At 71.5% G+C, this 20,911-nt stretch carries 25 protein-coding genes; 11 read left to right on the forward strand and 14 right to left on the reverse strand.

From position 1 onward, the window contains the following. Positions 1 to 21: 21 nt before the first annotated feature. The 3 genes from P696_RS0100180 to P696_RS0100190 all read right to left on the reverse strand — a co-directional run bounded on the left by P696_RS0100180 (position 22) and on the right by P696_RS0100190 (position 1,883). On the reverse strand, positions 22 to 960 hold the full coding sequence (locus P696_RS0100180) for a TIGR03621 family F420-dependent LLM class oxidoreductase (RefSeq protein WP_026410763.1): 939 nt from the start codon (positions 958 to 960) through the stop codon (positions 22 to 24). Between the two features lie 95 nt (positions 961 to 1,055). After that, complete coding sequence (locus P696_RS0100185; RefSeq protein ID WP_026410764.1) at positions 1,056 to 1,268, reverse strand: cold-shock protein; 213 nt, start codon at positions 1,266 to 1,268, stop codon at positions 1,056 to 1,058. A 96-nt stretch (positions 1,269 to 1,364) separates the two neighbouring features. Next, positions 1,365 to 1,883: a CGNR zinc finger domain-containing protein gene (locus P696_RS0100190; RefSeq protein ID WP_026410765.1), complete on the reverse strand. Its 519-nt coding sequence runs from the start codon at positions 1,881 to 1,883 to the stop codon at positions 1,365 to 1,367. 109 nt (positions 1,884 to 1,992) lie between these two features. Here P696_RS0100190 and P696_RS0100195 point away from each other — a divergent pair, with 109 nt between their 5' ends. Next, positions 1,993 to 2,856 (forward strand): alpha/beta fold hydrolase, encoded by an 864-nt coding sequence (locus P696_RS0100195; protein ID WP_026410766.1) that lies wholly within the window; start codon positions 1,993 to 1,995, stop codon positions 2,854 to 2,856. A gap of 85 nt (positions 2,857 to 2,941) precedes the next feature. Here the strand turns inward: P696_RS0100195 and P696_RS55495 are convergent, their stop codons facing one another. The 3 genes from P696_RS55495 to P696_RS0100210 form a co-directional block, all read right to left on the reverse strand. Next, complete coding sequence (locus P696_RS55495) at positions 2,942 to 3,202, reverse strand: hypothetical protein (RefSeq protein ID WP_157429437.1); 261 nt, start codon at positions 3,200 to 3,202, stop codon at positions 2,942 to 2,944. A 183-nt stretch (positions 3,203 to 3,385) separates the two neighbouring features. Beyond that, positions 3,386 to 3,652, reverse strand: coding sequence for a metal-sensitive transcriptional regulator (locus P696_RS0100205; RefSeq protein WP_026410768.1), 267 nt, complete (start codon positions 3,650 to 3,652; stop codon positions 3,386 to 3,388). Between the two features lie 106 nt (positions 3,653 to 3,758). Beyond that, positions 3,759 to 5,924: an MMPL family transporter gene (locus P696_RS0100210; protein ID WP_026410769.1), complete on the reverse strand. Its 2,166-nt coding sequence runs from the start codon at positions 5,922 to 5,924 to the stop codon at positions 3,759 to 3,761. Positions 5,925 to 6,099: 175 nt separating this feature from the next. Between P696_RS0100210 and P696_RS0100215 the strand changes: the two genes are divergently transcribed. After that, positions 6,100 to 7,527: an FAD/NAD(P)-binding protein gene (locus P696_RS0100215; RefSeq protein ID WP_170026273.1), complete on the forward strand. Its 1,428-nt coding sequence runs from the start codon at positions 6,100 to 6,102 to the stop codon at positions 7,525 to 7,527. A gap of 6 nt (positions 7,528 to 7,533) precedes the next feature. Here P696_RS0100215 and P696_RS42170 read toward each other — a convergent pair whose 3' ends face one another. The 4 genes from P696_RS42170 to P696_RS51880 form a co-directional block, all read right to left on the reverse strand. Next, a complete protein-coding gene (locus P696_RS42170) occupies positions 7,534 to 8,121 on the reverse strand; it encodes a DUF6875 domain-containing protein (RefSeq protein ID WP_034482661.1) in 588 nt (195 codons plus the stop codon). Beyond that, complete coding sequence (locus P696_RS0100225) at positions 8,118 to 8,750, reverse strand: EF-hand domain-containing protein (protein ID WP_026410771.1); 633 nt, start codon at positions 8,748 to 8,750, stop codon at positions 8,118 to 8,120. The genes P696_RS42170 and P696_RS0100225 overlap by 4 nt, the downstream gene beginning before the upstream one ends. 189 nt (positions 8,751 to 8,939) lie before the next feature. Continuing rightward, a complete protein-coding gene (locus P696_RS42175; RefSeq protein WP_084336581.1) occupies positions 8,940 to 9,773 on the reverse strand; it encodes an endonuclease/exonuclease/phosphatase family protein in 834 nt (277 codons plus the stop codon). Beyond that, complete coding sequence (locus P696_RS51880; protein ID WP_245627451.1) at positions 9,685 to 10,401, reverse strand: oleate hydratase; 717 nt, start codon at positions 10,399 to 10,401, stop codon at positions 9,685 to 9,687. Before P696_RS51880 ends, P696_RS42175 begins: the two co-directional genes overlap by 89 nt. Between P696_RS51880 and P696_RS0100240 the strand changes: the two genes are divergently transcribed. The 4 genes from P696_RS0100240 (at position 10,367) to P696_RS0100255 (ending at position 14,217) form a co-directional block, all read left to right on the forward strand. Further along, complete coding sequence (locus P696_RS0100240; RefSeq protein WP_026410773.1) at positions 10,367 to 10,969, forward strand: TetR/AcrR family transcriptional regulator; 603 nt, start codon at positions 10,367 to 10,369, stop codon at positions 10,967 to 10,969. The two genes, P696_RS51880 and P696_RS0100240, sit on opposite strands and share 35 nt — an antisense overlap. A gap of 93 nt (positions 10,970 to 11,062) precedes the next feature. Further along, positions 11,063 to 11,827 (forward strand): SDR family NAD(P)-dependent oxidoreductase, encoded by a 765-nt coding sequence (locus tag P696_RS0100245; RefSeq protein ID WP_026410774.1) that lies wholly within the window; start codon positions 11,063 to 11,065, stop codon positions 11,825 to 11,827. A 76-nt stretch (positions 11,828 to 11,903) separates the two neighbouring features. Next, positions 11,904 to 12,899 (forward strand): hypothetical protein, encoded by a 996-nt coding sequence (locus P696_RS42180; protein ID WP_157429438.1) that lies wholly within the window; start codon positions 11,904 to 11,906, stop codon positions 12,897 to 12,899. A 178-nt stretch (positions 12,900 to 13,077) separates the two neighbouring features. Beyond that, a complete protein-coding gene (locus P696_RS0100255; protein WP_026410776.1) occupies positions 13,078 to 14,217 on the forward strand; it encodes a UDP-N-acetylglucosamine--N-acetylmuramyl-(pentapeptide) pyrophosphoryl-undecaprenol N-acetylglucosamine transferase in 1,140 nt (379 codons plus the stop codon). 18 nt (positions 14,218 to 14,235) lie between these two features. Here the strand turns inward: P696_RS0100255 and P696_RS0100260 are convergent, their stop codons facing one another. Further along, the gene (locus P696_RS0100260; RefSeq protein WP_026410777.1) at positions 14,236 to 14,910 is read right to left on the reverse strand and encodes a carboxymuconolactone decarboxylase family protein; all 675 of its coding nucleotides are present in this window, start codon (positions 14,908 to 14,910) and stop codon (positions 14,236 to 14,238) included. Between the two features lie 75 nt (positions 14,911 to 14,985). On the opposite strand from P696_RS0100260, the gene P696_RS0100265 reads away from it, so the two are divergent. After that, positions 14,986 to 15,609: a TetR/AcrR family transcriptional regulator gene (locus P696_RS0100265; RefSeq protein ID WP_026410778.1), complete on the forward strand. Its 624-nt coding sequence runs from the start codon at positions 14,986 to 14,988 to the stop codon at positions 15,607 to 15,609. A 202-nt stretch (positions 15,610 to 15,811) separates the two neighbouring features. On the opposite strand, the gene P696_RS0100270 is transcribed toward P696_RS0100265, so the two are convergent. After that, the gene (locus tag P696_RS0100270) at positions 15,812 to 16,240 is read right to left on the reverse strand and encodes a CBS domain-containing protein (RefSeq protein ID WP_026410779.1); all 429 of its coding nucleotides are present in this window, start codon (positions 16,238 to 16,240) and stop codon (positions 15,812 to 15,814) included. A 585-nt stretch (positions 16,241 to 16,825) separates the two neighbouring features. Between P696_RS0100270 and P696_RS0100275 the strand changes: the two genes are divergently transcribed. Beyond that, complete coding sequence (locus P696_RS0100275) at positions 16,826 to 17,236, forward strand: RidA family protein (protein WP_026410780.1); 411 nt, start codon at positions 16,826 to 16,828, stop codon at positions 17,234 to 17,236. A 77-nt stretch (positions 17,237 to 17,313) separates the two neighbouring features. Next, entirely contained in the window at positions 17,314 to 17,925 is a 612-nt protein-coding gene (locus tag P696_RS0100280) for a hypothetical protein (RefSeq protein ID WP_026410781.1), read from the forward strand. 70 nt (positions 17,926 to 17,995) lie between these two features. Here the strand turns inward: P696_RS0100280 and P696_RS0100285 are convergent, their stop codons facing one another. Continuing rightward, positions 17,996 to 18,835, reverse strand: coding sequence for a LysR family transcriptional regulator (locus tag P696_RS0100285; RefSeq protein WP_026410782.1), 840 nt, complete (start codon positions 18,833 to 18,835; stop codon positions 17,996 to 17,998). 105 nt (positions 18,836 to 18,940) lie between these two features. Here P696_RS0100285 and P696_RS0100290 point away from each other — a divergent pair, with 105 nt between their 5' ends. Next, positions 18,941 to 19,666, forward strand: coding sequence for an SDR family NAD(P)-dependent oxidoreductase (locus P696_RS0100290; protein WP_026410783.1), 726 nt, complete (start codon positions 18,941 to 18,943; stop codon positions 19,664 to 19,666). A gap of 89 nt (positions 19,667 to 19,755) precedes the next feature. After that, a complete protein-coding gene (locus P696_RS0100295; protein ID WP_051466456.1) occupies positions 19,756 to 20,169 on the forward strand; it encodes a hypothetical protein in 414 nt (137 codons plus the stop codon). Positions 20,170 to 20,477: 308 nt separating this feature from the next. Here the strand turns inward: P696_RS0100295 and P696_RS0100300 are convergent, their stop codons facing one another. Next, positions 20,478 to 20,855, reverse strand: a complete 378-nt coding sequence (locus P696_RS0100300; RefSeq protein WP_026410785.1) for a hypothetical protein — start codon at positions 20,853 to 20,855, stop codon at positions 20,478 to 20,480. Between the last annotated feature and the right edge of the window lie 56 nt (positions 20,856 to 20,911).

The following is a 20,911-nucleotide window of genomic DNA, read 5'->3' on the forward strand; positions in this document are numbered from 1 at the left end:
CAAATTGACTATCAGGGGCGGCTAGGCGAGGTGTTCGAGGACCGGGCCGAGGGTGTCCATGAAGGGCGCGTGGACGGTGACGTTGGTGAAGCCGTAGCGCTCGCGCGACTCCCGGATCTGGTCGGCGATCTGCCGCTCCGTCCCGACCAGCAGGAACGGGGTGTCGAGCACCTCGTCCAGGGTGAGGTGCGGCTGGAACCTGGTCGCCATCTCCGTCAGGACGCCGCGCCGGTCGGCGGTGACCTGCACGTGCTGGACGAGGACGTTCAGCTCGAGGCCGGAGAAGCGGTCGCCCGCCTGCTCCCGGACGAAGGCGACCCGGCCCGCGGCCTCCGCGGCGCTGCCGAGCCGGAACGTCCCGGGCGGCGCGCCGGGCACCTGGTAGGTCCCGGCGACCGCGACGATGTCGGCGTGCGCGGCGGCGACGCGGAGCACGCGGTCGCCGGTCCCCCCGACCAGCAGCGGCGGGCCATGGCCGCCGAACCCGATGTGCTGGACGGGCTTCAGGGCGTCCAGGCCGAACCGCTCCTCGGTCGCGGCCCGCTGCTCGTACCCGTCCGCCGCGAACAGCCGCTTCAGCTCGGCGATGGTCTCTTCCATCCGCCGGGCCCGCGCCCCGAAGCCCTCCCACGGGATGCCCGCCTCGTCGAACTCCCACTTCATGTGGCCCGCGCCGAGCCCGAGCTCGAGCCGTCCGCCGGTGAGGCGGTCGACCGAGGCGACCTCGCGGGCCAGCAGGTGCGCGTTCCAGAACGGGACGTTCAGCACGAGCGAGCCGACCCGCAGCCGCTCGGTCGCGTCCGCCGCCGCGACCATCGTCGGGAACGGCGCGGGCGAGCCGAGGTGGTCGGGCACGAGCGCGACGTCGAACCCGTACCGCTCGCCCCGGCGGCACTGGTCCACGAAGTCCTCGCGTGAGCGGATGTCGAAGAAGTTGAACCCGAAGCGGAAGTTCCTCATCGGCTGATCATCCACTCACCCGGCCGGGACCCGCCAGGTCAGGGCTCACGCCCACCGCGAACACCGCGGGCGCGAGCCCCCGGGGGAAGGGCCCGCTACTCCTCGACCCGGACCTTGTCCGCCTGCATTCCCTTCTGGCCCTGGACGGCCTCGAAGGTCACCGCCTGCCCCTCCTTCAGGGACTTGAAGCCGCTCGTCTCGATGGCGCGGAAGTGGACGAACAGGTCCGGGCCGGACTCCGGGCTGATGAAGCCGTAGCCCTTCTCGTCGTTGAACCACTTCACGGTGCCGTTCTGGCGCTCCGCCATGTCTGCTCCTGCTCACGTTCGAGTGTTCTGGCTCTGCAGATCCTCTCACGCAAAGCACCGATGTCCTTGCTTAGGGTGATGGTGTCGCCGCGCGTGTCAGGGGCGGCGGTGGCTTTGCTGGAAGCGGGCGGTCTTGGTGCGGTTTCCGCAGACGGCCATGGAGCACCAGCGGCGCGAGCCGTTCTTGGTGAGGTCGTAGAACCATAGGACGCAGGCGGGGTTCGCGCACTTGCGGACGCGTTCGCGGCGTTCGCCGAGGAGGCGGACGAGGTCGGCGGCGGCGATCCAGGCGGGCGTCCAGGCGGGGTCGTCGACGACGACCTCGGCGGCGGGCTCGCCGTCGCGTAGCAGCGGGCGTCGCGAACCGTGCGCGAGGACGGCGTTGAGCGGTCGTTCGTCCCCCTGCTCCAGGGCGGTGCGGACGGCGTCGCGCGCGGTCGTGAGGTGGGCGCGGACGACCTCGGGGCCCTCGGGCGGGACGGGGAGGGCGTGCTCGGTCAGCCAGCTCTCCAGGCCGTCCGGCTCGTCGAACTGGTCGAAGTCCTGCCCCTGGTCGATCCAGATCGTGTCGACGAGGTCGAGCGCCAGGGGTTCTCCGGTGAGTGGTCGTGGCATGCCCTCATCCTATCAACCGGCTAAGTGGACTTGACCGGTTGATCGTGTCCGGAGTACGTTCCTTCCATCGGCAACCGGCTAAACGCCTTTAGATGGTTGGAGAGAGACCATGGCGAACGTGCGCCACAAGACGGTCCGGATCGACGGGCTCGACGTGTTCTACCGGGAGGCGGGCGACCCGTCCGCGCCCACGCTGGTGCTGCTGCACGGCTTCCCGACGTCCTCGGTCGTGTACCAGGGGCTGATGAACGAGCTGGCGGGCGAGTTCCACCTGATCGCGCCGGACTACCCGGGCTTCGGCCTCAGCTCGGCCCCCTCGGTGGACGAGTGGGAGTACACCTTCGACCACCTGGCCGACGTGGTGGGCAGGCTGCTCGACGAGCTGGGCCTGACCCGGTACGCGATCCACGTCCACGACTACGGCGCGCCGGTCGGCTTCCGGCTGGCGACCCGGCACCCCGAGCGCATCACCGGGATCGTCACGCAGAACGGCAACGCCTACGACGAGGGCCTGACCCCGTTCTGGGAGCCGATCCGCGCCTACTGGGCCGACCCGTCGGCGGAGAACGGTGACGCGCTGCGCGGCCTGCTCACCCGCGAGGCCACCCACTGGCAGTACACGCACGGCCTTCCGGACGCGTCGCTGGTCGACCCGGCCTACGAGCTGCACGACCAGGCGCTCCTGGACCGTCCGGGCAACCAGGAGATCCAGCTCGCGCTGTTCCTGGACTACGGCGGCAACCCGCCGCTCTACCCGTCCTGGCAGGAGTACCTGCGCACGCGGCAGCCGCCGCTGCTGGCGGTGTGGGGTCGCGGTGACGAGATCTTCGGCCCGGACGGGGCGCTCGCCTTCGCCCGCGACCTGAAGGACGCGCACATCCAGCTGCTCGACACCGGCCACTTCCCGTTCGTCACCCGGACCGGGCAGAGCGCCGCGCTGATCCGCGACTTCCTCCGCCGCCTGACCGACTGACGACCCGAGTGCGCCTGCGGCCCGGTCGACACGCCCCGCGTGTCGGCCGGGCCGGCGTCGTTCGGCGCCCTTCATGCCGGCATGGTCACCCGCCCATCGGGAAGGGGGCGGTCGGCGCCATGGGGGCGCAGCCCATCGGCCCCATCGGCCCCATCGGCGGCCCGGGGATGGGGAGCGGGATGGGAAGCGGGATGGGCAGGGGAAGCGGGGCGGGGGCGAAGCCGCACGGGGCGGCGTCCCGCGCGGCGCCGACGTGGTTCGTGAGCGACGCGGCCTGGGCCGGTGACGCGCTCAGCAGGATTCCCAGGACTGCGGTGGCCGCACCGGCGGCGAGGGTCTTGCTCATAGAGATGACTCCCGTTCTGCGCTCGATCCCTCCCTGGGATCGATTCTTGGGCAGACACTCTATGGGCACGCTGCGTGACAGTTCTGTCACGCACCGGATCGTCGGCGCGCCGAAAGGGCGCTTCGCCCGGCTCCTGGCGGAGGCCGGGTGAAGCGCCCTTGAGGTGGAGAGGCTCCGCGCCGGTCAGGCGAGGGTGAGGAACATCTTCTCCAGTTCCTCCTCGCTCATCGGCGGGGCGCCCTCCTCGGCGGCGACCATGCACTGGCGCATCCCACTCGCGACGATCTTGAACCCGGCCCGGTCCAGGGCCCGGGCGACGGCGGCGAGCTGCGTGACGACGTCCTTGCAGTCGCGGCCGGCCTCGATCATGGCGATCACGCCGGCGAGCTGGCCCTGAGCGCGGCGGAGCCGGTTGAGGACCGCGCCCTGCGCGTTCTCGTCGACCTTCATCGCTGACCTCCCTGTCGAGCTGAGCGGCGACTCCATGGTACCCACGGGGGTATACGGTCGGACCGCTTTCGTGGCGGGCGTCTCATTCTCCGGGACGGCCTCGGGCTCAGTCATGGGAGAACCTGACGTCGGGCAGCAGCCGGTTCAGCCACCGCGGGCACCACCAGGCGGCCCGCCCGGTCGCGCGCAGCAGCACCGGGAGCAGCACCAGCCGGACGAGCAGCGCGTCCAGCAGGACGGCGACGCCCAGGATGACGCCCATCTCCTTCGGCGGCAGCGGCCCGGACAGCGCGAAGGTGAAGAACACCGCGACCATCACCCCGGCCGCCGCGAAGATCACCCGGCCGGAGCGCGCGAGCGCGCCGACGGCGGCCTGCTTCGGGTCGCCGGTCCGTTCCCACTCCTCCTTGGCCGTGGCCAGCAGGAACACGGTGTAGTCCATCGCGATCGCGAAGATCATGGCGAAGAAGAACACCGGGGCCCAGCCGTCCAGGAAGCCCTGCGGGGTGAAGCCCAGCAGGCCCGATCCGTGCCCGTCCTGGAACACCAGCCGGGCCGCGCCGAACGCGGCGGCGGTGGACAGCAGGCTGGTCAGCGCGCCGAGCGCGGCGATCAGCGGCGCCCGCAGCGCGAACAGCAGCAGGACGAACCCGAGGCCGACGACAGTGCCGAGCGCCAGCGGGGTCTTGGAGTCCAGCAGGTCCTTCAGGTCCAGGTTCTCCACGGCCGCGCCGCCGACCAGGGCCTTGTCCGGCAGGTCGGCGCGGAGCCGGTCCACGGTCCCGGCGAGGGCCGGGTCGGACGGGTCCACGTTCGGGACGGCCTGGACGAGCGACAGCCCGGAGCCGTCCGCGGACGGGGCGGCGGGCATGACGGCCCGGATGCCGGGGTCGTTGCGCAGCACCGACGAGGCGGCCTCGGCCTCGGCCTGCGGCGTGATGATCTGGAGCGCGCCGGGCGCGCCCTTTCCGAACGCCTCCTGGACGGCCGAGTAGCCCATGCGGGCCGACGCGTCCTCGGGGACGACGGTGATCGACGGCATCGCAGTGCGCAGGCCGAAGACCGGGATCGCGAGCGCGACCAGCAGCACGGTCGCGACCGCGCCGAACAGGGCCGGGCGGCGCCACAGCAGGCGTCCCCACGCCTCGAACCGGTTGGGCCGGGCCTTCGCCCCGTCCTTGCGGCGGGCCCACGGCGGCGTCCCGAGGTCGATCCTCCTGCCGAGCATCCCGAGGACGGCGGGCAGCAGCGTCAGCGTCGCGGCCAGGACGAACACGACGGCGAGCATGATCCCGCCCGCCATGGAGCGGAAGGCGGGGGACGGCACGAGCATCACGGCCGACAGGCTGACCAGCACGGTCACCCCGGACAGCAGGACGGCCTTGCCCGCGGTGTCCATCGTCTCGACCACCGCGCGGACGGGCCCGGACCGCTGGAGGGCGTCCCGGAACCGCATCACCAGGAACAGCGCGTAGTCGATGCCGAGCGCGAGCGCGAACATCATCGCGAAGTTCATCGCCCAGATGGAGATCGGGGTCAGCTCGGTCAGCAGCACCAGCGAGCCCGCCGAGGCGGCGAGTCCGGCGAGGGTGAGCAGCAGCGGCAGCCCGGCGGCGACGAGCGAGCCGAACGCCAGCACGAGGATGGCCATGGTCACCGGCCACGACAGCATCTCGGACTTCATCATCGCGTCGTGGTTGGCCTTGTTGAAGTCGCTCCACAGCACCGAGGCGCCGGTGGCGCGCACCTGGACGCCGTCCGCCGACAGCCCGGCGAGCGGGTCCTTGAGGTCGTCGGCGGCGCGGACCATCTCGTTGGGGTCGGCCGCCGCGCCCGCGAGGATCATCGCGGTCCTGCCGTCCTGGCTGACCGTGGCCCCCGGCTGGGGCCGGACGATCTGCCCGACGCGGGAGTCGGCGTCCAGCGTGGTGACGGCCTTGTCGACGATGGCCGCGACGGCGGGGTCGGTGACCGGCCTGTCGGCCTTGATGGTGACCTGGAGGGCGCTGGAGGCGTTGCCGCCGAAGTGCTTCTCGGCCAGCTCGCGGACCTGGACCGAGGCCGATCCGTCCGCCTGCCAGCCCGCCCCGGACAGCGCCGAGTTGACCTTGGGCGCGAACGCTCCGAGGACGGCGACCAGGATCACCCAGGCCAGCAGGACGAGCCGCGCGTGCCCCGCGGCCCATCCGCCGAGCCGGCCGAGCAGCCCGTCCCGTCCCGGTGGACGGTTCGCCTCCCGAGTGTGTCCCCCTCGGCTCTCCACGACGCTCATGCGGCTCCTCTCCAGGATCCGGACATACCCCATGGGGTATCTGACCAGGCCCACCGTACCTGATACCCCATGGGGTATCCAAAGGTGATCGGCGGCTCCCGCTCGGCGCGCTGGATTTCGCCGCCGGACGCCCTGGGGCCGGCGTTCTGGGAGTGTGTTGATAGAAACACGGTGGGTGACGATCTCTCCGGCTCAGGGGACGGACGTGGTGCGGCGACGTGTGGTGATCATCGGCGGGGGAGTCGCGGGAACGGCGGCGTTCGCCGCTCTCGCGCGTGCCGGGGTGGACGTCCAGGTCGACATCGTCGACCCGCTGGCCGCCGGAGCGGGTCCGGCCTTCGGGGTCGGCGACGCGGCACTGTTGTGCAACACCTCGGTGGACCTGATGTCCCTGCTCCCTGGCCTGCCCGCCGACTTCCACGAGTCGTTGCGCGCACGCGGCGTGCCCGCCGGACGCGAGGAGTTCGCGCCGCGCCGGGAGTTCGCCCGGTACCTGCGCGAGGTCTACGAAACCTGGGCGGGACGTCCGGGGATGTCGCATCGAAGGGTGTCGCGGCGCGCGCTGGCCGTCCGGCCCCTGGGGCCGGGCGAGGGGTATCGCGTCGTCCTGGACGACGGATCGGGCCTGACCGCCAGCGACGTCCTGGTGTGCCTGGGGTGGGGACCGCCGCGCGTCCCGGACGGTCTGCGCGACCGTCCGGGCATCGTGACCAGCCCCTTTCCCGAGGAGCGGATGCTGGAGTCGGTGCGGCCGTCCGGCCGGGTTCTCGTACTGGGGACGAGGCTGTCCGCCATCGACGCCGCGCTCCTGCTGACGCGCCACGGTCATCGGGTCACGCTGGCCTCGCCGTCCGGCGCGCTGCCCGCCGTGCGCACCCGAACCGTCCGGGGAGCCGCGCGGATCGATCCGGCCGAGGTGCACGCCCTCGACCCCGCCGACCCGCGCCTGACCCGGCGGATCCTGGACCTCGTCACCCGGACGCTCGGCACCGCGCCGACCTGTGCCGACGCGTCCATCGGGACGCTCGAACGGCTCCGCTCCGAGGTCGAACTCGCGCGCCGGGGACAGGTCGGCTGGCAGGACGTCCTGGTCGAACTGGTCGATCTCGCCAACCCGATCCTCGTCCGCCGGGACCAGGACGCGCGCCGCCGGGTCCTGAGGGCGTGCGAGCCGCTGACGCGCTACCTCGGCTCGTTTCCGCTCTGCAACGCCGAACGCCTGCTGGGGCTGCTCGACACCGGACAGGTGAAGGTGCGCGCGGGGACACCTCGACGCCTGGACGGTCCGTCCCCCTTCTGGCGGGTGCAGTGGCCGGACGGCCGGTCCGAGCACTTCGACGGCGTTGTCTGCGCGACCGGCTTCACCGGCAGGCCGCTGCGCGTGCGGAGCGGCGTCCTGACCCTGCCCAAGGCCCACGACGCGTCGCCCGTTGCGGGCGCGCCTCCGGAACTGGACGCCGACCTGCGTCTTCGCGTGGACGGCCGCAGTGAGCGGATCTGGCTGCTGGGCGTCTCGTCCGGTGTGCGCATGCCGTTCGTCAACGCCGTACATCACGCGACCGACCAGGCGGAGGCGTTCACGCGCGCCTTCGCCGAGACCTGACCCGCCTCACCCGAACCGGGCCGTCCAGGCGTCGAGCGACCACGGGGCCTGGTCGAGGAAGGGCAGGTCGGACCGCACCATCGGGCGGACGGCCAGGATCGGCAGCGGGCTGCGCAGCGGCCGGAACCCGGGGTTGCGGATGCCCTGGGCTGCGGGCGGGCCGGGATGGAACTCGCCGACCATCAGCCCGTGCCGCACGAACGACGGCTTCAACCGCCGCTGCGCGCCTTCGATGATCGTCCCCCAGTCGGGCTCGTCCACGCCGGGGAAGGCCACGAGCAGCGCCCGGTGCGGATCGTCCGCGCCGTCCTGCCGGGCCACGAACCAGGAGAGGTACCGGCGCATCACCCGCGCCACCTGCTCCGGCCCGTCCGGACGCGTCGGCCATACCGCGCCCAGCAGCCTCCCGCCCTCCAAGGCTTGCCGCGTGTACGGGCACACCGCGCCGGACCGTCCCAGCTCGGGATGCGGACGGCACAGGTAGTCCCGCACCCACCGGGTGATCACGTCGAGCGGATGCGGGCCCGCGTCCCCCCGATCGCCGAGCGCCTCCCCGGCCGGCAGCGGCCGGGGAGGCTCCCAAGGGCCGGTCATCGAGCCGAGAACACCTCCACCGGCTCGTCGGAGACGTAGAACCGGCGGGCCTCGGCCAGCAGCTCCTGGGTGCTGATGTGCCCGTCGCGGTCGGTGTCGAGGCCACGCGCGGACGCCGTCGCCTGCCGCTGGTTCGCGCCCATCGCGGTCAGGACCTGCGTCCAGGCGTCCACCGACACCCGGCCGTCGTCGTCGTGGTCGGCGACGGCGATGACCGCCTCGGCCCACGGGCGCAGCGCGTCGTCGAAGCCGCGCATGCCCGAGTGGAGGGAGTCCTGCGCGGCGGCGAGGAACTCGGCCCGGCCGATCGCGCCCTCGGGGTCGGCGTCGACGCTGCGCGCCAGGCCCTCGAAGTAGCGGCGGGCGGCCTCGTGCAGCGCCCGTCCCTTCTCCGATCCGGGGTTCTGCGCGACGGCCCTCAGGATGCCGTCGGCCATGAACTCCAGGTCCTTCCGGGAGATCACGCCGTCGTTGTTGCGGTCGAACGTCTCGAACCGTTCGGCGAGCTTGATGTCGTAGGTCCCCCGGCGGGCCTGCTCCACCTGTTTGGCGCCGTGCCGCTTCTTACCGTTGCGCGGCTTCTTGTTCGGGCGGACCGACGGCTTGTTGTTCTTCCTGTTCGCACTCACGGTGTCCTCCGGCAACTTGAATGTCGCGTTTCGCACCTATATCGCTACCCTGAGTGACCATCTGTATCCGAGATCATCTCTCTGGCGAACGGTAAGAGTCGGCAAACAGCGGTGGCTACGGGCGCAGGGTGACCGCGACGGGGAGGTGGTCGGAGGACGGGACGTCCCGTTTATCGGCGTCCTGGGCGGTCAGGTCCGGCGTGGGCGCAGCGCCGCGGCCTGCCGGTCGACGGTCATCGTCCCGTTCATGCCGAAGCCCATGCGCAGGTTGTAGGCGGCGACGCGGAGCCCGCCCCCGCCGGCGGGCCTCCAGGACGGCGTTCCCGGCCAGCTCGTGGTCAGTGTCACCACCAGGGCGGAAGCCAGCGCGGCGGCGAGCACGCCCCACTGCCGTCCCGCCTCGGGACGGCGCTCGGCGCGGCTGAACGAGACCGCCGCGACGACGACCGAGGCCACCACCGGCACCCACCGGTTCGGCATGCCGAGGTCGTAGGCCGAGTAGTACGCGAGAACAGCACCACGAAGACCAGGAACCCGGTCGCGGTGGCCAGTCCGCGCCCCGCGCTCGAGCCGGACGGGCGCGCCGCAGCCGCCCAGCCGAGGCATCCGGCGAGCGCGAGCTGCCCGGCGACCTGTGCGATCAGCGTCCAGGTGGGGGGCGCCGTGGACGCCGTCCACCGTCGCGCGCCCGAAGGCGAAACCGAGCGCCGACAGGACGAGCACGACCCCCGGCACCGCCGGGTGGCGCGTCCAGAACGCGGGCCGCTCGACCACCGCGACCGACAGGACGGCTCCCGTCGCCACCACCACGGCCGCCCAGATCGCGCCGTCCGCGCTGGCCTGCCCATGCGACGAGCTGCCCGTGTACAGACCCCACAGGAGGAGCGCCGGGCCGAGCGTCCACCACAACCGGCCACCCTGAGGGGTCTCCTCCTCAGGCGCGCGTCCGCGGCGCAGGGGGAAGGCGAAGATCCCCAGCTCCAGGACGAGCACGGCCCAGGGCCAGACGCCGCCCCGCCACACCAGGTCGATGCCGTCGAGCGCCGCATGCAGGACGCCCGAGGCGGCGAGCCCGGCGACGAACGTACGGCATCATCACCGGCACCGCCTTGGCCCCGGTCGCGGCCAGCCCGGGGAACTCCTCCTCCGGGACGCCGAGGTGGTAGAGCCACTCCTGCACGATCTCCTCGCCCGTGCACTCCTGCATCGGCTTCTTCACGTAGTCGCCGGGAACGTCCACGAACAGCGAGTACAGCCACGCGACGATCTGCCCCTCGGGCTGCTGCTTGAAGTGCGGCTGGCGGTTGACCGTCCAGCTCAGCAGCCAGGCGGAGTCGCGGACGGTGACGATGCCGCCGGTGACGACGCGTCCGCTGAACGGGTCGCGCTTGCAGATCTTCTGGATGTACCGGGGGATGCGCTCGTCCAGCGTGGTGACGGTCGCCGACTCCCACTTGGTCTCGGGGATGGGCGACCCGAACACGTCCGGACGGCCGAACGCCGGGTCCTTGGACGCGATGCGCCGCCACAGGTCCCACGCGGGCGCCGGGCCCTCGTTCGGCTTCGCCGGGGGAGGGGACCTAAGGTGGACCGTCCAGTCCAGAGAATGAGGTGCCGTGGAGAAGAAGCTGACGGCGAAGGGGACGGCCACCCGGAACCGGATCATCGTGGGGGCCGCCGAGGTGGTCCGGGAGACCGGCGTCGCGGCGGTCACGCTGGACGACGTCATGGCGCACACCAGGGCCAGCAAGAGCCAGCTGTTCCACTACTTCCCCAAGGGGAAGGACGAACTGCTCCTCGCGATCGCGCAGCACGAGGCCGACCAGGTCCTGGAGGACCAGAAGCCCTACCTCGGCCGGCTCGACTCGTGGGAGGCGTGGCGGAAGTGGCGTGACCTCGTGGTCGAACGCTACGAGAAGCAGGGCGACCGCTGCCCGCTCGGCTCGCTGTTCCTGCACGTCGGACGTGCCACCCCCGGTGCGCGCGCCATCGTCGTGGAGATGCTGGGGCAGTGGCAGGAGAGCCTCGCCGTCGGCATCCGGTCCATGCAGGCCGCCGGTCATCTGCCCGCCGACGTCGACGTCGACCGGCGGGCCGCCGCGCTGCTGACCTCCATCCAGGGCGGCGTCGCGATCCTCCAGGCGACCGGCCAGGCGGCCCACCTGCGCGCCGCGCTCGACCAGAGCATCGAGGACCTCCGCCGCAGCGCCGCCGCGTAGCCCCAAGTTTGGACTTGCCAGTCCATTTTCCCCTTCGCATAGTGGCATGTGCCCGCGCCGATCCCGGTGCGGGCGGTACCGAAGGGGATCGAGATGAGTGGACGGCTCGAGGGTAGGCGCGCGCTGGTGACCGGCTCGACCAGCAACATCGGACGCGCCGTCGCGGAGGAGTTCGCCGCCGAGGGCGCGCACGTGGTCGTCTCCGGACGCGACGCCGGTCGCGGCGCGGAAGTCGTGGACGGCATCCGCGCCCGAGGTGGACGCGCCGACTTCGTCCAGGCGGATCTGGACGGAACCGCCGAGGCCTCGAACGCCCTCGCCCGCGAGGCGACGGCCGTCCTGGGCGGCGGGATCGACATCCTGGTCAACAACGCGGGCGTCTTCCCCGGTGACAGCACCGTCGCCACCGACGAGAAGACCTTCGACCGCGTCTACGCCGTCAACGTGAAGGCCCCGTTCTTCCTGACCGCCGCGATCGCCCCGGCCATGGCCGAGGCGGGAGGCGGAGCGGTCATCAACCTGGGCTCGTGGGTCGCCCGCCTGGGAATCCCCGTCGGCGCGCTCTACAGCTCCACCAAGGGCGCGATGGAGACCCTGACCCGGGCCTGGGCCGCCGAGTTCGGCCCGCGGGGCGTCCGGGTGAACGCGATCTCCCCGGGCGTGGTCATGGACCCGGCCGCGGACGCCGCCCGCAGGGCCGCCCCCATGATGAACGGCACCCCCGCGGGCCGGATGGGCGAACCGAGGTCCATCGCCCGCGCCGCCGTCTACCTGGCCGGTGAGGAGTCCGCGTTCGTCCACGGCATCGTCCTGGACGTGGACGGCGGCCGGACCACGACCGCCGTCATCGCCGCCTGATCTCCGGCGGCACGAGATCCCCGGCGGCGCGGGTGGTCCTGATCGAGATGTGGGTGGATCTCGGTAGGTTTCCGGCATGAGTGTTGTGGAGCTGAGCGAGGACGAGGCCGAGGAGCTGGCCGAGTCGCTGTGCGGGATCGTGTCCGACTACCCGATGGACGATCCGCGGGTGACGCTCCAGGGGTGCGCCGACCGGCTCGCCGCGGGTCCGGGCGGGCCGGAGCGTGACGGGCTCGTCATCATCCTGAACGCCACGGCCTGGTACGCGGCCTCAGGACGGATCGGCGCGTCCGAAGTCCTCCAGGACATGGCGGCGGCGTTGGGCGCGGCGCTGGCGACGCTCGACCCCGACGCCTGCGACGGCGGCCACCCGCATGTCGACAGCGCGAGCTGGGACCTGGGGTCGGCCGTGAGCGTCGGGGCCCAGCTCCTCACCGAGAAGGGCCGCCGCCTCTACGACCCCGACGAGCACGAGCTTCCCCTGGAGGCGTGGCGCTGCCCGAAGGCACTCGCCGCGCTCGCCACCGAAGCCGTCGAGGCCCTGTCGGACAGGCTGCGGAAGATGCGCGGCGAGGGGATCACCGACGGCCTGGACGAGCGGTACGTCGCCCCGGACGGACGCGTCGACGTCCCCCTCCTCGCCCGCACCGCGCACGCCAAGTGGCAGAACCCCGACGCGTCCCCCGCCGCCGGGCTGTGGGCCGCCCACCGGATCGTCTCCGGCACGGCCGACACCCCGGAGGACCGCCTGGGTCTCCTGCTCTCCCTCGCTCTCTGCGTCTCGGCCTGGTACGACGGTCTCGTCGACCCCTACCTGCCCGCGATGGAGGCCGCGATCGCCACCATCGACCTCACGCCCGGCGAAACGGACTGTCCGCACGGCGACACGCCCCATCCGTGGTCCACCACCCAGCACCGCGACCGCCTGTCCGCCGTCACCGCCCTCTTCGGGCCCAAGGCCCCGTCCGCCGAGTGGTTCGCGCTCTGGTCCTGCCCACGCAACCTCTCCGACCTCGCCGACGAGTGCCTCACCTCGTTCAAGAACTGGCGCACCATGCGCATGTGCGACTGACCGGCCCGCGGCCCGGTCCCGTCCGAGGACATCGCGACGGCCGGGGTCGTGAGCTCGCCGGTCTCGCCTCGCGCCGGGGTCTGCTAGCGTCACGCGCTCGAGGCACAGGGGGAGACCGGCAATCGTGGTGATCACCAATCCGGACGTCGTGAACGCGCTCCGGCAGCTCGACCGACCGATGCGCGTGATCGTGACGGGTGGCGGGACCGGCGGGCACACCTATCCCGCGCTGACCGCCGTCCGCACACTCCAGGCCGGGTTGAGGGCCGTCGGAGCCCCGCCCGCCGAGGTGTTGTGGGTCGGCCAGGCCGACAGCCTGGAGGCCCGCGTCGCCGCCGGGGACGGCATCGAGTTCGCCGCGGTGGCGACCGGGAAGATCCGCCGGAGCGCCAACCCGCTGCGCATGCTGTCGGCGAGGAACATCCGGGACATGTTCCGGGTGCCGCTGGGCGTGGTGCAGGCGTGGTCGGTCGTGGGACGGTTCCGGCCCGACGTCGTCCTCGCCACGGGCGGCTACGTGGCCGTGCCGGTCGGGCTGGCGGCGTGGATGCGCAGGCGGCGGCTCGTCGTGCACGAGCAGACCGTCCGGCTGGGGCTGACGAACCGCGCGCTCGCCCGCGTCGTGACGCGGATGGCGGTGTCGTCGGAGTCGACGCTTCCGCTGCTCCCCGGATCGGCCCGCGAAACCGCCGTGGTGACCGGCAACCCCGTCCGGCCGGAGGTCCTGGCGGGGCACGCCGAGAAGGGCGCGGCGGCGCTCGGGGTGGACCGCCGGTACCCCACGATCTATGTGACGGGCGGGGCGCAGGGCTCGCAGCAGATCAACACGCTCGTCCTGGACGTCCTGCCGTGGCTTCTGGAGTACGCCAACGTGGTGCACCAGTGCGGTCCGGCCAACGAGGACGGGCTTCGGCAGGCCACCGCGAACCTGCCGCCCGCGCTCGCCGGCCGGTACCGCCTGGCGGGTTACGTCGGCCCCGAGCTCCCGGACGTGCTCGCACTCGCCGACGTGGTGATCTCTCGCAGCGGCGCGGGCACCATCGCGGAGCTCACCGCTCTGGGGAAGGCGTCCGTGCTGATCCCGCTGGCCAGCTCGGCGGGTGGCGAGCAGGCGCACAACGCGCAGCACCTCGAGCGGGCCGGGGCGGCGGTCGCGCTCGTCGGCGAAGTGACACCCCGCCAGCTCGCCGACGCGATCGGCCCATTGCTCGGCGACCCGTCCCGCCGCGCCGACATGGCACACCGAGCCCGCGCCCAAGGCCGCCCCGACGCCGCCGCCCACCTCGTCGCCGTCGTCCTGCAGACGGCGCTGACCTAGCAGATCGGCGGCGCGCGGTCAGGGGTTGGCGGGTTCGAGGTCCGCGAGGAGCTCTTCGAGGACGATGAGGGCCCGCCATGCCTTCGTCATGCCGAAGAGGGCGGAGAAGCGGACCACCGCCCGGACGTCCTGCGGGGTGGCCCCGGCGCCGAGGGCGCGGGTCACGTGGGCGCGGAAGCTCTCGTTCAGGGTCTGGTACAGGACGTCGACGGTCATCGTGGCGAACGCGCGTTCGCGCACGCTGAGCATCCGCATGTCGGCGCGCATGCGCGACTGGAGTGACATGTAGTCGGCGAAGCCCTCGTTCAGGTCGCGGACGCTCTGGAGCATCGCCGCGGGGAGCGGACTTCCCGTGCCGTCGGCGTTCACCGCGTGACCCGCGCCCGTCGGGCTCACGCCGAGGTCCCGCTCGATCGCGACGAGCCGTCCGAGCGCCGTCGCCGCCGCCGGGTAGCCGCTGTCGTAGGAGATGAAGCGGAGGAGCTCCCGCAGGTCGTCGGGGGAGAGGCCGTTCTCGTAGGCCGTCCGCACATGCTCCTCGAACGTTGGTCCGAGGGTCTGCTGGCAGACGTCGGCGACCAGGCGGAGCAGCGCCTTCTCGCGTGCGGACAGTTCGGGGATCCCGTCCGACAGCAGGCGGTCGGTGGCGTCGTGCATCTCGGTGAACACCGAGTCCAGGGTCTGGAGGCCCATCGCCGGTCCCTTCTAGGTTAACGGCTGTAGCGCTACGACTGTAGGGCAACGGGCGCGCCCTTACAATGGCGAACCATGGACACGACCTCCGCGCCCCGGGGACGCAACCCGCGCGGCCAGGGCTCGCGGCTGAAAGAGGACATCGTCGCGGCGACCCTGCGCCTGCTGGACGAGCTGGGCGACGACCAGGCCCTGTCCCTGCGCGCGGTCGCCCGCGAGCTCCGCATCGCGGCGACCTCGGTCTACATCCACTTCGCCGACCGCGACGAACTCGTCCTCGCGACGCTCGAACGCGCCCACCACGACCTCATGCGGGCCGTCGACGGGGCGGAGCAGGCCCAGACCGACCCCGTCGGCAGGCTCCGGGCCCGGGTCCTGCTGCTGGGCCGGTGGGTCCAGGAGCACCCCGGCCTCTACAAGGTGATGCACGAGAGCACGCTCAACCGGCGTGCGTCCATGGCGTTCAAGGCGGAGCTGGCCGAGCGCACGACCGCCGCCGTCCAGCGGTGCATGGACGCCGGTGTCGCCCCGTCCGACGATGACGCGGCGGTGGTCTCCCTGGACCTGAGGGCCGCCGTCCACGGCGTCATCTCCATGCGCGTCAACCAGCCGGACTTCCCCTGGCCGCCGTTCGAGGACCAGGTCGACCGCTTCCTCACCAAGCTCGTCGGCGTCTCACCGGGTCGTCGAACGGGATGACCTCCGGTTCCATGGCGAGGGCGCGGGCGAACGCGACGCGCTGCTTCCGGCCGCCCTGCCCGCCATCACCACCGATTTCATCCGGCCAATGCCCTGGCCGGAGAGCAGCCCCGGCCGTTTATCGGCCGGGGCTCATTTGTTCTTTCGGCGGGATGGTCCTGCCTTGGTGGAATTCGCCTGGCGGCGGATTCGGCTCAGCGGTTCATCGGCTCGACGAGTAGATGTGCCCGGCGAACTCGGCGAGCTGGTGGTCCGAAAGGTTCTGGGCGAGATCCGCCTCGCTGATCATGCCGACCATCCGTTTGTCCTCGATGACGGGGAGTCGGCGGATGCGGTGGTTCTCCATCTCGTGGAGCACCTCCGTGATGTCGGCGTCCGCGCCGATCCAGCGCGGGGTGCCCTCGATGACTTCGGACGCCGTGCACTCGGCCGCGTCGCGCCCCTCCGCGACACATTTCGTGACGATGTCCCGGTCGGTGATGATCCCGCACATCCGCTCGTTGTGCGTCTCGTCGCCGACGGGCAGCGCGCCCACGTTCAGCCGGCGCATCAGCTGGGCCGCGTGCTGGAGTGTGTCGCTCTTGGTGATCCAGTGAGCACCGGGATTCATGATGTCCCTGGCCGTGGTCATGCGTCCTCCTTCATCGCTGCGACCGCGAAGAGCGCGGTACGCCTCACGTGTGCTGCCTGGTCCCGGCCTTCGCGTCGCCTCCCGACATGTCGACTTCGCGAATCGAACCTTGACGCTTCGGCCACGCGGATTGGCGGGCACTGAGAACGAAGACCTCCACGATGGAGCCGCGATGGTTGACGTGAACTCGCGCGACGCCGGTCATTGTCGTGAGGGTCGGGCGCCAAGTCCGATCTGGCGACGGTCACTCAATGGTGACCGTGAGATCCATCGCTTGCTCCCTGAGGTGCGAGACGCTGGTGGCGTACCACCTAATCCTGACATGTCGGCGTTACTCCTGGCCACCGGCCTTGACCATACAGTCATGTCTCATGGGTGCCCATTTGCCCGCGCGGTGTCGCTTGACCGTCTCGCGGGAGCCTTCGCACTCGACCGGGCGCGTCCATCCACGCCTCACGGGGCCGGGCCCCGCCTGCAGTCATCGCGTGGTGGGTCGGCGAAAAAAGGGGAGGCGAGAACGATCATGGCGTTGGCAGGATGTCCTGGTCCATGTTCCATGTCCGCCCGTGAAAGGACCCACCGACCGTGGCTCGTGCCATCACTTTGATCCGCTCCGACTCCCTCTCCGACGTCGCGCAGTACGCCTACGCGGCCACGGCGCCCGCCGAGTCACGCCTGATCTTCCTCGCCGGGGCGTGCCCGCTGAACGATGACGGCTCCACGGCGGCGATCGGGGACTACCCGGGCCAGGCGGCGAAGGCCATCGAGAACATGCAGACCGCTCTCACCGCCGCCGGCGCGTCACTCCAGGACGTCATCAGTACGAGGGTCCTCGTCGTGTCGACCCGGCAGGCGGACCTGGGGGCCGCCTGGAAAGTGGTCAGGGAGGCGTTCGGCGATCACGACGTCCCCAGCACCCTGATGGGCGTCACCGTGCTCGGTTACGAGGACCAGCTCGTCGAGATCGAGGCCGTCGCCGCCGTACTCGATGCTTGAGACCCGTTGACGCCGGGGGTGGCCGGGCCCAGCGGTCGCCCGTCCTCGGCCCGGATCAACCGCGGTACGGTTCGAACGTGATCAGTGACGGAGGGGCTCAGCTCGGGCGACAGGCCGCGCAGCGCCTGGTCCACCTTGGCCGCTGCGTGATCGAGCCAGGCCTGACCGAAGCGGAGTTCGCTCGCATCGAGCGCGAGTACGGATTCGAGTTCGCCGACGACCACCGCGCGTTCCTCGCCGCCGGACTGCCCGTCCACGAGCCGCGGGAAGAGGAGCCGGGCACCACCTACGCGTGGGAGAGGCCATGGCCGGACTGGCGCAACGGCGCTCCCGACGAACTCCGCCGACACCTCGACTGGCCGATCGACTTCCTGCTCCAGGACGTCCGGCAGGGGCACTGGCACCCCGCGTGGGGCGAGCGGCCCGATTCCGGCGAAGCGGCCCTCGACCTGGCACGATCGCAGCTGGCCGGGGTGCCGAAGATGATTCCCGTCTATGGGCACAGGTTCTTGCCCGCAGGCCACGGCACCTTCGGCCACCCGGTCCTGTCGATCTGGGGCAGCGACATCATCTACTACGGCGCCGACCTGCTCGACTACATCAGCCAGGAGTTCGAAGAACCCCGCCCTGAGCACCCCGACGGCTGGGCGCTCCGGGCCACCGTGCCGTTCTGGCGCGACTACCTCTGAGCACCCCCACGTCGGCCCCGCTTCGCCCGGCCGTCTTCGAGTACCACCGGCCACCCGCTCCTGCCGTTGGCTAGAGGCGTGTCGCGGTGCGGACCAGGTCGGCGACGGCTTTGGACCTGCTGTGCGGCGGCCAGGCGATGACGGTCGTGACAGTCGGCGCGTCCGGCACCGGCACCGTCGCGTGATCGTCGCGCAGGTGGGCCCGGAGGGACTCGGGCACGACCGCGCAGGCCCGTCCGAGCGCGATCAGCTGGAACAGCTGGGTGTGGTCGCGCACCTGCGGTCCAGGTCCGTCCCGATAGCCACCGCCCGGTCGAGGCCAGCGCGGCAGGGGCAGGTCCGTCAGGGTGGTGACCTCGGCTATCGACATGTGGGGTCGGTCGGCCAAGGGGTGCCCCGCGGGCAGGACCACGACCTGCTGTTCGGTGTGCAGGTCCTCGGTGTCGAGTCCGGCCGTCGGGTCGAAGGGACGCTGGAGCAGAGCGACGTCGGCGCGCCCGTCGCGCAGCAGCCCCACCTGCTCGCCGGGCCCGCACAGCATCACCTCGACGGCGACCGCGCCGGGCTCGGCGGCGTAGGCGTCCAGCAGCTTCGACACCAGTTCGCTGGACGCTCCGGCCTTCGTGGCCAGCACCACGCCGGGTCGTTCGGCGGCTGCGCGGCGGGTGCGGCGCTCGGCGGCTTCGACCGCGTCGAGTGCGGCCCGGGCCTCCCTCAGAAGCACCGACCCGGCCTCGGTCAAGGAGATCGCACGAGCGGTGCGGTGCAGCAGAACCACGCCGAGCCGCCGCTCGAGCTGCTGGATCGCCCGCGACAGCGGTGGCTGCGCCATGGAGAGCCGTTGCGCCGCCCGCCCGAAGTGCAACTCCTCCGCGACGGCGACGAAGTATCGCAACTCCCGCGTCTCCACCGCGTCATCGTATCCGGCGCTCACCACGACCGATATCCGTGCGGTATCGACGCCCACCCAGTCGGTCCTGGACGTCCCACCCGAGCTCGCACCACGATCGATGACATGAGCGAACAGACGATCGCGCTGGTGACCGGTGCGAACAAGGGAATCGGATACGAGATCGCCGCGGGCCTGGGCGCCCTCGGCTGGCGAGTCGGCGTGGGCGCGCGGGATCAACGGCGCCGCGACACCGCGGTGGAGAAGCTGCGCGCGGCCGGGACCGACGCGTTCGGCGTTCCGCTGGACGTGGCGGACGACGCGAGTGTGGCCGCCGCGGCCGAGCTGATCGCCGGCCGCGTCGGAGGGCTCGACGTCCTGGTCAACAACGCCGCGATCACCGGTGGCATGCCGCAGACGCCCACCACGGTCGATCCCGCGACCGTGCGAGACGTCGTGGAGACCAACGTGATCGGGGTCGTCCGCGTCACCAACGCGATGCTGCCCATGCTGCGCGGCTCGGCATCGCCGCGGATCGTGAACATGTCCAGCAGCGTCGGCTCGCTCACCCTGCAGACCACGCCCGGCGTCGACATGGGCCCGGTTCCCGTTGCGTACTTGGCGTCCAAGACCTTCCTCAACGCCGTCACCGTCCAATACGCCAAGGAACTGGGCGACACCGACATCCTGATCAACTCCGGCTGTCCCGGCTTCACCGCCACCGACCTCAACGGCTTCCAGGGCGTCCGCACCCCCAACCAGGGCGCGGCGATCGCGATCCACCTCGCGACCCTGCCCGACGACGGCCCGACCGGCGGCTTCTTCGACGACGCCGGCCCAGTGCCCTGGTGACAGCCTCACCGGGCCCTGGCCTGTGGGCCGGGCCTTAAGATCATCGTGGCCGAGAGCCGGCCTGTATCAGCTCGTCCGGGAGTATCGCGTTGCGTTCGACATCGGGTTTCGCCGATCCCTACAACCCCACGGCCGAGGAGGTCGTCCGGTGGGCTTACGACCCGGACGCCTACGCTCCGACGCAGGACTTCGATCTCATGCTCCTCGGCGAGGACGTCTCTGGTGAGCTGCCGGGCCTGGTGGCCGATCCGGAGTGTCCCAAGCGGGGCTTCTTCCTCGGGGCGCTCTACGTCATCTCCGGCGACGCCGTGCGCTCCGAGTACAACCTCAGGACGCGCGAGCACCTCATGTCGTTGTTGCGGCGGGCGGACGAGTTGGACGAGCCGGTGACCGGGACCTGGGCGCGGCGGACCCGAGCGCTGATGGCGAAGCCGGAGACGTTCCAGTACGACCTGTGGTGCGACGGCGGCCTCGCCCGCCGCCCCTTCGACGACCCGGCCTGATCACGTGATGACCATCCTCATGCCACCCGAACCACGGTGATCGCGAAGCGGTCGCCGGATCGTGGTTCCCGCCAGGAGGCATGCCAGGTGTCCGAGGCTGACAACAAGGCGTTTCTGCAGGGGACCGCGAAGGGGAACGGGCGGCCGTTCGTCGACGCGCTGGCGGACGACGTCCGCTGGACGATCATTGGACGGACCGCGTGGTCGCGCACCTACGAGGGCAAGCGTGCCGTCCTGGACGAGCTGCTCCGCCCGCTCTCGGAACAACTGGCCAGGTTCAGGGGGAAGGACAGCGGCAGAAGGACGACTCAGGAGGCGAGGGGCTTGATCTCCCCCGCGAAGACGATGACCTGGTCGATGAGGCTCCGTCGCAGATGGACGACATCCGTTCCCGCCAGGCGGAGGCCTCCATCAGGCGTGGCGAAGACCCACTGGTAACGGGCCCATTCGTCAGGCATGTCCACCGCTGAGCAGCGCACCATCGTGCCGGTCCCCGCCGGGTGGCGTCGGATGTCCAACACGAACCGCTCGACCGCCCCGATTCCTTCGCTGCGACCCAACGGCCCCCAGAAGACCACGTCTGAGGTCAGGGCCTGGGAGAGCAGGGCAGTCACATGGCTGTCGTCCGAGGCGTTGAAGGCGGAGATGAACGTGTCGATCGCGGAGCGTGCGGTCTCTTCCGGCATGCCCCAGTAATACCAGCCGCTACGCGTGCGCTCCTCCCACAAGCCGCCTTCCGATC

It is taken from the genome of Actinomadura oligospora ATCC 43269 (genome assembly GCF_000518265.1).
Classification (GTDB): Bacteria; Actinomycetota; Actinomycetes; order Streptosporangiales; family Streptosporangiaceae; genus Spirillospora; species Spirillospora oligospora.

What these genes read in the sequence shown, in the direction of transcription:
- P696_RS0100255 (WP_026410776.1), top strand. Translation starts at nt 13,078, where the DNA reads ATGCGCGTGATCGTGACGGGTGGCGGGACCGGCGGGCACACCTATCCC.
- P696_RS55495 (WP_157429437.1), bottom strand. Translation starts at nt 3,202, where the DNA reads ATGAGCAAGACCCTCGCCGCCGGTGCGGCCACCGCAGTCCTGGGAATC.
- P696_RS0100180 (WP_026410763.1), bottom strand. Translation starts at nt 960, where the DNA reads ATGAGGAACTTCCGCTTCGGGTTCAACTTCTTCGACATCCGCTCACGC.
- P696_RS0100290 (WP_026410783.1), top strand. Translation starts at nt 18,941, where the DNA reads ATGAGCGAACAGACGATCGCGCTGGTGACCGGTGCGAACAAGGGAATC.
- P696_RS0100265 (WP_026410778.1), top strand. Translation starts at nt 14,986, where the DNA reads ATGGACACGACCTCCGCGCCCCGGGGACGCAACCCGCGCGGCCAGGGC.
- P696_RS0100210 (WP_026410769.1), bottom strand. Translation starts at nt 5,924, where the DNA reads ATGAGCGTCGTGGAGAGCCGAGGGGGACACACTCGGGAGGCGAACCGT.
- P696_RS0100260 (WP_026410777.1), bottom strand. Translation starts at nt 14,910, where the DNA reads ATGGGCCTCCAGACCCTGGACTCGGTGTTCACCGAGATGCACGACGCC.
- P696_RS0100205 (WP_026410768.1), bottom strand. Translation starts at nt 3,652, where the DNA reads ATGAAGGTCGACGAGAACGCGCAGGGCGCGGTCCTCAACCGGCTCCGC.
- P696_RS0100185 (WP_026410764.1), bottom strand. Translation starts at nt 1,268, where the DNA reads ATGGCGGAGCGCCAGAACGGCACCGTGAAGTGGTTCAACGACGAGAAG.
- P696_RS0100300 (WP_026410785.1), bottom strand. Translation starts at nt 20,855, where the DNA reads ATGCCGGAAGAGACCGCACGCTCCGCGATCGACACGTTCATCTCCGCC.
- P696_RS0100245 (WP_026410774.1), top strand. Translation starts at nt 11,063, where the DNA reads ATGAGTGGACGGCTCGAGGGTAGGCGCGCGCTGGTGACCGGCTCGACC.
- P696_RS0100270 (WP_026410779.1), bottom strand. Translation starts at nt 16,240, where the DNA reads ATGACCACGGCCAGGGACATCATGAATCCCGGTGCTCACTGGATCACC.
- P696_RS0100195 (WP_026410766.1), top strand. Translation starts at nt 1,993, where the DNA reads ATGGCGAACGTGCGCCACAAGACGGTCCGGATCGACGGGCTCGACGTG.
- P696_RS42170 (WP_034482661.1), bottom strand. Translation starts at nt 8,121, where the DNA reads ATGACCGGCCCTTGGGAGCCTCCCCGGCCGCTGCCGGCCGGGGAGGCG.
- P696_RS42180 (WP_157429438.1), top strand. Translation starts at nt 11,904, where the DNA reads ATGAGTGTTGTGGAGCTGAGCGAGGACGAGGCCGAGGAGCTGGCCGAG.
- P696_RS0100190 (WP_026410765.1), bottom strand. Translation starts at nt 1,883, where the DNA reads ATGCCACGACCACTCACCGGAGAACCCCTGGCGCTCGACCTCGTCGAC.